The sequence below is a fragment of the Corynebacterium sp. MSK047 genome (assembly GCF_030232285.1).
GTDB lineage: Bacteria > Actinomycetota > Actinomycetes > Mycobacteriales > Mycobacteriaceae > Corynebacterium > Corynebacterium jeikeium_D.
This window is the reverse complement of sequence record NZ_JASPJI010000038.1, coordinates 1-10,151: the sequence shown is the minus strand read 5'-3', so window position 1 is coordinate 10,151 and position 10,151 is coordinate 1. Positions and strand designations below refer to the sequence as shown.

Sequence of the window (10,151 nt, the reverse complement as noted above, 5' to 3'; positions counted from 1 at the left end):
TGTATTTCGTTCGGCGGGTTTGCTTCACTACTTCTCCTGGTCGAAAGTGGTGATGCATTCACCGCCTGAACCTACCGAGCCATTTTTGACATAAACGCAGTCAGTAACTCGCACTGGGGTAAGTAGCGAAAGGTGCCCACCGGCGACGCACCGCCCAGACACGCTTCTCCGACTTTCCTAGGGCTTGGATTATTTTCTGTCTGTTTTTGTCTTCTTCGTCTTCTTAAACGAAAACCAGGCCAGAGAAAAACTCTCTGACCTGGTTTAATTGCTCCTCCAGCTGGACTCGAACCAGCAACCCTTCGATTAACAGTCGAATGCTCTGCCATTGAGCTATGGAGGAATATCCATCGCACAGAACCCGCTAAACCGAACTTCGGCCATGCCGTTCCTTGCGACGGATAGATACTTTACCCAGCCCCCTTGAAACTCACAAATCGCCAGGTCAAGGGTCAATTTAGACGTTTTTCCCACACGTCATGACACCGTTGTGAGTTCTCAGAGCCACGCAATCCACACAATCCACGCAATCTCACACAGCCCAACGAAGCCCCCAGCAGTACTGAAAACGCTTTCCATCATGCACTTTTCATAGCGCGTTCATACGATGGGGCTTATGTCTGAACAAACCAACGGAACCGAAAACACCGAGCAAACCGCACGCGTTGTTCGCGGCGTTATCGCACACGAAAAAGGCGCACCTGTAGAACTTACTGATATCCACATCCCGTCCCCGGGCCCGAACGATGTCATTGTTGACATCCAGGCCTGCGGCGTCTGCCATACAGACCTGGCTTACCGCGACGGCGATATCACCGACGAGTACCCGTTCTTCCTCGGCCACGAGGCCGCAGGCGTGGTCTCCGAGATTGGCGAAGAGGTCACGCATGTTGCCGTCGGCGATTTCGTTGTCCTCAATTGGCGCGCCGTCTGTGGCGAGTGCCGCGCCTGCAAGCGCGGTGAGCCACAGTACTGCTTTAGCACTTTCAACGCCTCCAAGCCCATGACGCTTGCCGACGGCACCGTCCTCACCCCAGCACTTGGAATCGGCGCTTTTGCGGATGCCACCCTCGTCCACGAGGGCCAGTGCACCAAGGTCGATTCGGCAGCCGATCCGGCCGTTGCCGGCCTGCTTGGCTGCGGCGTCATGGCCGGCATCGGTGCGGCTATTAACACCGGCGAGGTCAAGCGCGGTGAATCGGTAGCCGTCATCGGCTGCGGTGGCGTTGGTACGGCCGCTATCGCCGGTGCCAAGCTGGCCGGCGCTAGCAAGATTATTGCCATCGACATCTCAGACGAGAAGCTGGATACCGCCCGCGAATTCGGCGCGACCGAGACCATTAACTCTGCGGAGCTGGCCAAGAGCGATAAGGGCACCGGGGAAGAGGATTCCGTCGTTAAGCGAGTGCGTGAGCTGACCGACGGTTTCGGTGCTGATGTCGTGATTGATGCGGTCGGCCGTCCGGAAACCTACAAGCAGGCGTTCTACGCCCGTGACCTGGCTGGACGCGTTGTTCTGGTCGGCGTTCCGGCGCCGACGATGGAGCTGGATATCCCGCTGGCGGATGTGTTTAGCCGCGGTGGTGCGTTGAAGTCGTCCTGGTACGGCGACTGCCTGCCAGAGCGCGACTTCCCGATGCTGGTGGATCTGTCGTTGCAGAACCGCCTGCCACTAGAGGGCTTCGTGACGGAGCGCATTGGCATTGAGGATGTTGATGAGGCCTTCGAAACTATGAAGGCCGGTAAGGTACTGCGATCGGTGGTGGCGCTGTGAACAAGGATTTGAGGGTTGACCACGTTCTCACGTCGGGCACGTTCTCGCTCGATGGTGGCACGTGGGACGTAGACAACAACGTATGGGTGCTCGGCGATGACCGTGAGGTCATTGTCATCGATGCGGCGCATGAGGCGCAGCCGATTATTGATGCGGTGGACGGTCGCAAGGTAAAGGCGATTGTATGCACCCACGCGCACAACGACCACATCACTGTGGCCCCTGAACTGCAGGAGAAGCTCGACGCTCCCCTGCTCGTCCACCCGGGCGACCAGATGCTGTGGGATCAGTCCTGGCCGGACCTGGCGCACGAGGATCTCGCGCATGGTCAGCGCCTGGAGATTGCAGGCACGGAGGTTGTCATTATTAACACTCCGGGTCACTCCCCTGGCTCGTGCTGCCTGTACGTGCCGGAGGCCGCGGAGCTGTTCTCTGGTGACACGCTGTTTTCCGGCGGTCCGGGGGCGACCGGTCGGTCCTACTCGGATTTCGACACGATTATTAACTCCATCCGCGACAACCTGCTGACTCTGCCTGCGGAAACGACTGTCCGCACGGGTCATGGCGACCACACGACGATTGGCCACGAGGCTCCGCACTTGGAAGAGTGGATTCGCCGCGGCTACTAGCCGCCCTACTAGTCGCTAGCTACTCAAACACGACCTTGACCGCCTCTGCTTGCAGTTCGCGGCGGTACTGCTCCATCGCGAGCAAGTCCGCGAACAGCGAGTTGTAGGCGGTTTCGTCATCTGAGGGCCGCATTCGCGAGAGCATCGCCTTCAGCTGTGCAATTTGGTCACCGACCCACACCTCCTGCAACCGCGCCAGAATCGCCTGCGCATACGGGCGCAGCGTCTCTGCATCGACGGCGATTTGCTCCACGCCCAGCTCAGTCACGAGATGCTTGACGACGTCCTCCCGCGCCTGATCCATAATTGCGGTCGCCCAGCTATGTGGCTGTGTGGCCGCCTCCCCACAGGCGCCCCCGGCAGCCATGATGGCGTCGAATACCGCTCGGTATGTCGGATGCCCAAAGGTCTCAGGTGCGAGCGCATCGAATACCGGGCCGGTGGTAGCGGGCTCTTGAATTGCCAGCTTGAGGGCCTCACGCTGCGCATAAAGCACAGGGTCCCTCGGGTTTGGATACGGCAGTGCCGGGTTGCGCCGGCGCCGCGCTTCCTCCGCCTCTTCACGGGCCCGGGCCTCTTCTTGGCGACGCTGGTAGGGAGTGCGCTTTTCATTCTGTGGCCGACTGGCCTCCTCGCGGACGCGCTGCACAAGCTCGGCTTCATCATTCCAGCCAATCCAGCCGGCAACTTCGCGGGCATACTCATCGCGCAGCGCCGCGTCCTTGAGCTGGGCCAGGACAGGCACCACTCGGCGCAGCCCGGAGACCCTGCCATTAGCGGTGGTCAAGTCATAGTCGGCCAGAAGTGTGCGGAGGACAAATTCGATCAATGGCCGTCGTGAAGCGACGAGATCGCGGACTGCGGCCTCCCCCTTCTTCTGGCGCAAATCACACGGATCCATGCCGTCCGGCGCGACCGCGACGTAGGACTGGCCGGTGAAGTTCTGCTCCCCCTCGAAGGCGCGCATGGCGGCCTTCTGCCCTGCCTCGTCGCCGTCGAAGGTGTAGATGAGTTCGCCGCGGAAGAAGTTGTCGTCGAGCATGAGACGTCGCAGCAGCTGGAGGTGCTCCTCGCCGAAAGCGGTGCCACAGGACGCGACGGCTGTGGTCACGCCCGAGGCGTGCATGGCCATGACGTCAGTGTAGCCCTCCACGATTACAGCCTGATGACCAGCGGCAATATCCTTCTTTGCCAGATCCAAGCCGAAGAGGACCTTGGACTTCTTGTACAGCATGGTCTCGGGCGTGTTCATGTACTTGCCCAGATTGTCATCGTCGAAAAGCTTGCGGGCACCAAAACCGATGACATCGCCGGACATATTGCGGATCGGCCACATGAGACGACGGTGAAAACGATCGATCGGCCCCATGCGCCCCATCTTGGAAAGACCCGCCTTATCCAGCTCCTCGAAGCTAAAGCCCAGGCGCTGCAGGTGCTTGGTTAGAGTGTCCCAGCCGGCCGGCGAGTAGCCACAGCCGAACTGGGCCGCGTGCTCGGCGGTGAAGCCGCGGTTTTCCAGAAACTCGCGCGCGGGCGCTGCCGCTGGAGTGGAGAACTGTTCGCGGTAGAACTTCTGTGCCTCGCGGTTTGCGGCGATGAGACGCTGGCGAGTTCCCGGTTCCTCGCGACGGCCCGTGCCGCCGCCCTCATAGTTAATGTGGAAGCCAATTTTCTCCGCACAGGCTTCGACAGCCTCCGGGAAAGACAGGTGTTCCATCTCCATGAGGAAGCTGAATACATCACCGCCCTTGCCGGTGGAAAAGCAGTGGTAGTAGCCATGATTGGGGCGTACGTGGAACGACGGCGTGCGCTCGTCTTTAAAAGGCGAAAGCCCTTTCAGAGAATCCGCGCCAGCCGGTTTGAGGTTCACGTATTCTGCAACGATCTCCTCAATCGGAGTCCGTTCGCGGATTGCCGCGATATCGGAGTCCGGAATTCTTCCCCTAGCCATGAAAATAACCTTACCCAAACCGTCCAATCGACTCCGCCGTAGAGGTTTCGCATGCCGACGAGCCGCCCGCGCCCAACCCAAAAACGTGCCGGCGGTGACAGATATGGAAAGATACTAGCCATGGCTGAGTGGAAGAAGATTGCGAGCGGCGTAGGCGCTGCCGCCCTGGTGCTGGCTGGTAGTTATTTCGGGCTCGATGGCGGAGATCAGAACGCATCGGGGTCGGAGGACTCACAGGGGTCGCAGAGTTCCGAATCGCAGAGTTCCGCTGCCTCTAGCGCGAAGTCGAATCCCAAGCCGGGTCCTAACTCGAGCAGCAACAAGTCGGGTGCAAAGGGTGCCACCTGCGCAGTAGATACCCTGCCGCAGGAGGCCGACGATGTTATCGACCGCATCCTGACCGACCAGGACCACATCTACTCGCAGCACGACGGCAAGCACTTCGGCAACTACGAGGGACGCCTGCCGAAGGAGCGCGGTGACTACTACCGCGAATACACCGTGACCACCCCGGGCAATTCCAGCCGCGGTGCACGCCGCATCGTTGTCGGCGGCGGTTCCGAAAACGATCCGGATGTCTGGTACTACACCGACGACCACTACGAGAGCTTCTGCGAAATTCCTGACGCGGAGGACTGAGCCAAAGTATTACTGCGGAATCAGCGCTACCCGATAAAACCGAGTTGATTTGCGCTCCGGGCAACAAGAACGATGCCAATTATTGCTGCCACCCACAAAACAGTGACCTTTGTTTCATATTCCAACCGGGGGATAACGTTCACTACCCGGTTGTAGACCTTATCTCCGAAGGCCGCGAAGAGCACTCCAACGATGACTGCGGGCGAAATCATCACTACACAGTAGAGCGCGAGGATAAGCAGTTGCACTGCGAAAGGCACTGCCATCGATTCAATGATTCCGATTGCCGCCAAGTACGGCAACATCGTACCGACCTCGACAACTGCTGCTGCTAAGGCTAAACCCACCATCGCGGGGAGGCCGGCAGAACCTTTCTTCGTGTCCTCCGACCGAGATTCAAGTACCTCTTCGACAGTCCGTTTCTTGGGATTCGGTGCCAGGATTCCGTAAGCAGCTAACAAAATACCCAACACCATCATCACCCAACTGAACCAAGTGTTGGATGCAATGCCCGAGACTGCGTCTAAAGCCTGACGCAGGCCGAAAAAAAGCGCGATGCCAACCGCAAAGTAGGACAAGACAATTGTCCCTAAATAAGTAACGTATTCGGCACCCCTCATCCTCCGCCAGACGATGAGCAGCACTACTGGAATCAGCAGGGTTCCAGCACTGAGACTGTCAAGAAGCGCAAGCCCCACAAGAACAAGATAGTCCATCTCCATCACTCCCTCGTACATTCGTATAGTAAACTATCATACAGTCGTACGGGAAGTGGCGCGAATGAAACCCCAAAGGAGTTTTAGGATATGAGCATGATGTCACCTCAAGAAAAAGCCATTTCCGATGCAGCAATCAAAGTAATTGTTAACCAGGGGTTCGACGTTGTCAGCGTTCGAAAAGTGGCTCAACAGGCGGGCGTAGCCCCTGGAACAGTGCAGTATTTTATGGGCACGAAAGACGAACTACTCAGCAGGGCACTTCTGCGCTCGGCAGCACGACAGCATGAAAGAGTCTCGTCGCTACGCTTTCAATCGAATACCTCGCCGCTAGAACAGCTCCACCGCTCCCTGCTCGAACTACTCCCCATCGGCCCAATACAGCGCGAAGACGCAGCACTGTGGGTTATCCTCGGTGCCGCTGCATCAACACGCAAAGTTCTGGCCCAGGAGTACCAGAACGAACTCAGTAGATTCCAGGACCATCTCATTTCAGCACTGTCCGCCGCAGACGTCCCTGGAGATATAGCTCAGACGGCCCGGCTCATCACAGCTATCGTAAATGGACTAGCCCTCGATTACATGCATGCGAAGCCCGACGCAGAGACTACGAAGGCGCTTTCCGATGACCTCAGTAGTAGCCTTCAGCGGATACTTCAAAAATAGTAATCGCTGACAGCACTACCCCCACGCCGCAGCCACACCAGCAATCTGGCGATCAAGCCGCTCTACACGCGATTCCGTCATCGACGCTAGCTGATCAACGATAACCCGCAGCCGCGCTTGGTCACTCTCCGCCCGGGAATAGAGCCACTGGAACATCGGATCAAGCGTCCCTGGAGCACCTTCCTGCAGATACTCGGCCACCCGGAAAAGACGATCGCGTTCACGCTCCTGACGGCGAATATGACGCGGAAGATCCATCACATACAGCACGGCGATGGTCTTCAGCATGGTGACCTCCGCCAGAATCGAGCTGGGCACGGCGAGGTCCGCGTCGTAACGCCCGAGCGGAAGCGTCGACCCGGAGGCAGCACGCGTACCCGCGACGGAAGCCGTGACGAAACGGCCGACCAGCTCCGAGGTCATCCGTTTCAGCGCGACCAGCGAGCGCAGCGAACCATCATAGGACGCCGCAGCTGATACCACCGGCAAGCTGGCAAGACGCCCGGCAGCCTCGACGAGCTCCGCTGGATCGCCACCAAATGCGGCAGCGCCCTTGTCAGCGAGCGCGGCCAGTTCCACCGTGTCCCACAGAACACCCAGGTCAACGCGGCCAGAGACGATGCCATCCTCGACATCGTGGACGGAATAGGCGACATCGTCAGACCAGTCCATGATCTGAGCCTCAAGACACTGCTTGCCGTGCGGAACGCCCTGGCGAATCCACTGCAGAATTGCGGCATCTTCCTGGTAGGCCCCGTACTTGTGGCGGAGCTGACCATCGGGACCGATTGGCGTCCACGGGTACTTACAAGCCGCATCGAGCGCCGCCCGAGTGAGATTGAGTCCGCAGGGCTCACCTGTACCATCGAGCACCTTCGGCTCGAGGCGAGTGAGAATACGTAGCGTCTGCGCGTTGCCCTCAAACCCGCCGCACCCAGCGGCAATCTCGTTGAGGGCGCGCTCGCCGTTGTGGCCATACGGCGGATGCCCGATGTCATGGGTCAGGCCGGCCAGCTCTGCGAGATCCTCATCTGCACCCAACTCGCTGGCGATTCCGCGGGAAATCTGCGCGACCTCCAGCGAGTGAGTCAGGCGTGTGCGCGGAGTATCGCCCTCCCCTGGCCCCACAACCTGGGTTTTGTCAGCCAGCCTGCGCAGCGCTGCGGAGTGCAGGACGCGGGCGCGATCTCGTGCAAACGCCGCCCGGTGGGTTTCCAAGGACTGCACCCCGGGCAGCAATGACTGCTTCGGAGACTCCTCGACAATACGGGCGAGTTCAAAAGATGAATACGAAAATTTACTGGCCACGTGATTATTGTTACGTATCCTTGTAGATATGTCTGACAGGAATCGCGTGTTTCGCCCCCTTTACCTTGCTGCATCGGGTGCTTTCCTCGGCCTGAGCATGCCGCTCATCACAGCTGCGCTTCCAACACAGCCTCCGGTTGATGCGCCCGCATCGCTACTGGCACTCGCACCGTCAGCATCCCTCGCACACGCCGAGACACCGACAGAGGTATCGGGCGACGTGGACGATCTCGCAGGTGTGCTGAGCGGCAGCGAAGAAGATCGCTTGAAGGAGCAGATTCAGCAGCTCAAGACAGAGAAGCGACTCCTGTTCTCGGTGTTCTACATCAAGAGCTTTGACGGTATCCAGGCCCAGCAGTGGGCACAGCAGGCCTGGGAGCACCTCGGCGCTGCCGACAACCGCGGGGTATTGGTCGTCGCTGTGGAAGACCGAAACCTCGGCGCTTTCGTCGGCGACTCCTTCCCCCGCAACGCGGAGGCCATCAACAGAGCAGCTCAAGGGCAGTTGTTAGAGGATGACAACTGGGCAGCTGCGGGTGAAGCTGCCATCGCCGAGGCAGGCGGTGGCAGCGGCTCCGCCGGTGGGTGGGCACTCGGCGCCGGCCTCGGTGGTGCCGCCGTTGTCGGTGGCGCCACCTGGGCCGTGGGCCGCCGCAATAAGAAGAAGCGCGATGAGGAGGAGATCGCTCGTGGCCGCAACATCGACCCCAAGGATGTCTCTTCGCTGGACTCGCTGAGCACCAGCTCGCTCGATGTTCTTGCGCACGATGAGATTGTCAGTACCGATGAGTCCATTCGCAAAGCCCGCACCGAGCTCGACCTCGCCCGCGCTGAGTTCGGCACCGAACGCATCCGCAGCTTCGACAACGCACTGAAGCACTCTCAGTCCACGCTCGAGCGCGCGTTTGCACTTCGCCAACAGCTTGACGACGGCTCCGTGACCGACGAAATCGAGCGCCGCAGTGTCCTGCTGGAGATTATCTCCACCTGTGGTGTTGCGGATGATCAGCTCGACGGCGAGGCCGCAAACTTCCAGAAACTCCGCCAGGAGTTAATGAATGCTGAAGCGACCATTTCAAAGCTCACTCAGCGAAGTGTCGAGCTGCGCTCACGTATGCCGCGTGCCGGCGAAATTCTCGATGGTCTACGCGCACGTTACGAAGAGCAGATGCTCAGCTCTGTGACCGACAATATCGACATGGCCACGGAGCACCTGAATCAGGCTGACCAGTCAATGTCTGAGGCCCGCCGCATCGCGGACCTACCTGCCGGTGAGCAAGGTGGTCTGATCGATGCGCTGTCGGCCACCGACTTTGCGCTCACACAGGCAGAGAGTCTTCTGGAGGCCATTGAACACGCCGATAGCGATATTCACGCTGCAGTCGCTGGACTGGCTTCCCTTATCGCCGAGGTCCGCGGTGAAATCGATGAGGCCTCGCACCTGATGTCGGCACCGCAAGGCGCCAACATCAACCGCGAGCGACTCAATGCGGCCATCGAAGCAGGCCGTGAAGCACTCGGCGTGGCAGCCAATAAGTCCGAAGTGGATCCACTGAGTTCCTGGACCGCACTGACCGATGCCGATGAGCTACTCGACGAAGCCCTCGACTCCGCTCGAGACAAGGCCGCATCGTTCGCCCGCGCTACCGCTACTTTGCAGCACAGCATGCAGGATGCCGACAATCACATTCGCGCCGCGGCTGACTTAATTGCTACCCGCCGCCGTGTGGTTGGTGCTGAGGCTCGCACTCGCCTCGCGGAGGCGCAGCGTGCTTACGGCTCTGCTCAGGGCTTGGCCAACGACGATCCGCGAAAGGCTTTGGCCTACGCACGTCGTGCGCGCAAGCTCGCGGCTGAGGCCGCTGACTTGGCCCGCCGTGACATCCGCCGCTACCAGGATCAGCGCCGCGGTGGCGGCAGCAACGGTTCGATGGTCGCCGGCATGGTGCTAGGCAGCATGCTCAGCAACAACAGCGGCTTTGGTGGCAGTATCGGCGGATTCGGCGGTTTCGGCGGGGGTTCGAGCCGACCAGGCGGCTCCGGCAGCACAATGGGCTTCTAGATTCCCGCCTAAATTCGCATCTGGCGTGGTCCATCCACAGACCACGTCGCCAGAGAGGCGGCAATCAGCCAGTCTTCGAAACTCCCCCGGAAGTCTCCTTTCTGGGCATAGACACCAAATACCCCTCGGCCTAGGCTGTCCTCTCTGACGATTCGGGCGAGCTCATAGCCTGGCCGTTCGATGTCGAAGACCGTGCGAATTCCCCGTCCTTCTCTGTTTAGGACAAAAGAATCCCCCTCATCCGGATTCGTCATCACTAGCGCGTTCGTGCTAAAAAAGCGGGCTTTCACCTGCCAGCCACGCCCTTGTGGCGAGGTGATCCAGAAAGCAGGGTTAAGGGTCAAAAAGTGTGTCCGGAATCGCGGATTTTCACGGATTGACCTGTAGGTTTCCGGAAAGTATATGC

At 59.5% G+C, this 10,151-nt stretch carries 9 protein-coding genes and 1 tRNA gene; 5 read left to right on the top strand and 5 right to left on the bottom strand.

What is annotated here, in order from left to right; translation table 11 throughout:
* Positions 1–271: 271 nt before the first annotated feature.
* A tRNA-Asn gene (locus tag QP981_RS10940) sits at positions 272–343 on the bottom strand.
* A 273-nt stretch (positions 344–616) separates the two neighbouring features.
* On the opposite strand from QP981_RS10940, the gene QP981_RS10935 reads away from it, so the two are divergent.
* Positions 617–1,774, top strand: a complete 1,158-nt coding sequence (locus QP981_RS10935; RefSeq protein ID WP_070859058.1) for an S-(hydroxymethyl)mycothiol dehydrogenase — start codon at positions 617–619, stop codon at positions 1,772–1,774.
* The gene (locus QP981_RS10930) at positions 1,771–2,403 is read left to right on the top strand and encodes an MBL fold metallo-hydrolase (RefSeq protein WP_272715356.1); all 633 of its coding nucleotides are present in this window, start codon (positions 1,771–1,773) and stop codon (positions 2,401–2,403) included. Before QP981_RS10935 ends, QP981_RS10930 begins: the two co-directional genes overlap by 4 nt.
* Before the next feature lie 19 nt (positions 2,404–2,422).
* Here the strand turns inward: QP981_RS10930 and dnaG are convergent, their stop codons facing one another.
* A complete protein-coding gene (gene dnaG, locus QP981_RS10925) occupies positions 2,423–4,354 on the bottom strand; it encodes a DNA primase (RefSeq protein WP_080969560.1) in 1,932 nt (643 codons plus the stop codon).
* Positions 4,355–4,474: 120 nt separating this feature from the next.
* On the opposite strand from dnaG, the gene QP981_RS10920 reads away from it, so the two are divergent.
* Positions 4,475–4,993, top strand: coding sequence for a guanyl-specific ribonuclease (locus QP981_RS10920; RefSeq protein ID WP_070859032.1), 519 nt, complete (start codon positions 4,475–4,477; stop codon positions 4,991–4,993).
* Between the two features lie 26 nt (positions 4,994–5,019).
* Here QP981_RS10920 and QP981_RS10915 read toward each other — a convergent pair whose 3' ends face one another.
* Complete coding sequence (locus QP981_RS10915; RefSeq protein ID WP_048732784.1) at positions 5,020–5,715, bottom strand: GAP family protein; 696 nt, start codon at positions 5,713–5,715, stop codon at positions 5,020–5,022.
* An 84-nt stretch (positions 5,716–5,799) separates the two neighbouring features.
* Between QP981_RS10915 and QP981_RS10910 the strand changes: the two genes are divergently transcribed.
* Positions 5,800–6,375 carry a TetR/AcrR family transcriptional regulator gene (locus QP981_RS10910; protein WP_048732681.1) on the top strand — a complete coding sequence of 192 codons (576 nt, stop codon included), beginning with the start codon at positions 5,800–5,802 and terminating at the stop codon, positions 6,373–6,375.
* 15 nt (positions 6,376–6,390) lie between these two features.
* Here QP981_RS10910 and QP981_RS10905 read toward each other — a convergent pair whose 3' ends face one another.
* Positions 6,391–7,683: a deoxyguanosinetriphosphate triphosphohydrolase gene (locus tag QP981_RS10905; RefSeq protein WP_070566629.1), complete on the bottom strand. Its 1,293-nt coding sequence runs from the start codon at positions 7,681–7,683 to the stop codon at positions 6,391–6,393.
* A 28-nt stretch (positions 7,684–7,711) separates the two neighbouring features.
* Between QP981_RS10905 and QP981_RS10900 the strand changes: the two genes are divergently transcribed.
* Complete coding sequence (locus QP981_RS10900) at positions 7,712–9,745, top strand: TPM domain-containing protein (RefSeq protein ID WP_284858009.1); 2,034 nt, start codon at positions 7,712–7,714, stop codon at positions 9,743–9,745.
* Between the two features lie 8 nt (positions 9,746–9,753).
* Here the strand turns inward: QP981_RS10900 and QP981_RS10895 are convergent.
* A partial coding sequence (locus QP981_RS10895; RefSeq protein WP_284858010.1) for a hypothetical protein occupies positions 9,754–10,151 on the bottom strand: 398 nt, incomplete at its 5' end.

Bases quoted from the DNA above. Each gene is read 5' to 3' on its own strand.
- QP981_RS10915 (WP_048732784.1), bottom strand. From the start codon at position 5,715: ATGGAGATGGACTATCTTGTTCTTGTGGGGCTTGCGCTTCTTGACAGT.
- dnaG (WP_080969560.1), bottom strand. From the start codon at position 4,354: ATGGCTAGGGGAAGAATTCCGGACTCCGATATCGCGGCAATCCGCGAA.
- QP981_RS10900 (WP_284858009.1), top strand. From the start codon at position 7,712: ATGTCTGACAGGAATCGCGTGTTTCGCCCCCTTTACCTTGCTGCATCG.
- QP981_RS10920 (WP_070859032.1), top strand. From the start codon at position 4,475: ATGGCTGAGTGGAAGAAGATTGCGAGCGGCGTAGGCGCTGCCGCCCTG.
- QP981_RS10910 (WP_048732681.1), top strand. From the start codon at position 5,800: ATGAGCATGATGTCACCTCAAGAAAAAGCCATTTCCGATGCAGCAATC.
- QP981_RS10935 (WP_070859058.1), top strand. From the start codon at position 617: ATGTCTGAACAAACCAACGGAACCGAAAACACCGAGCAAACCGCACGC.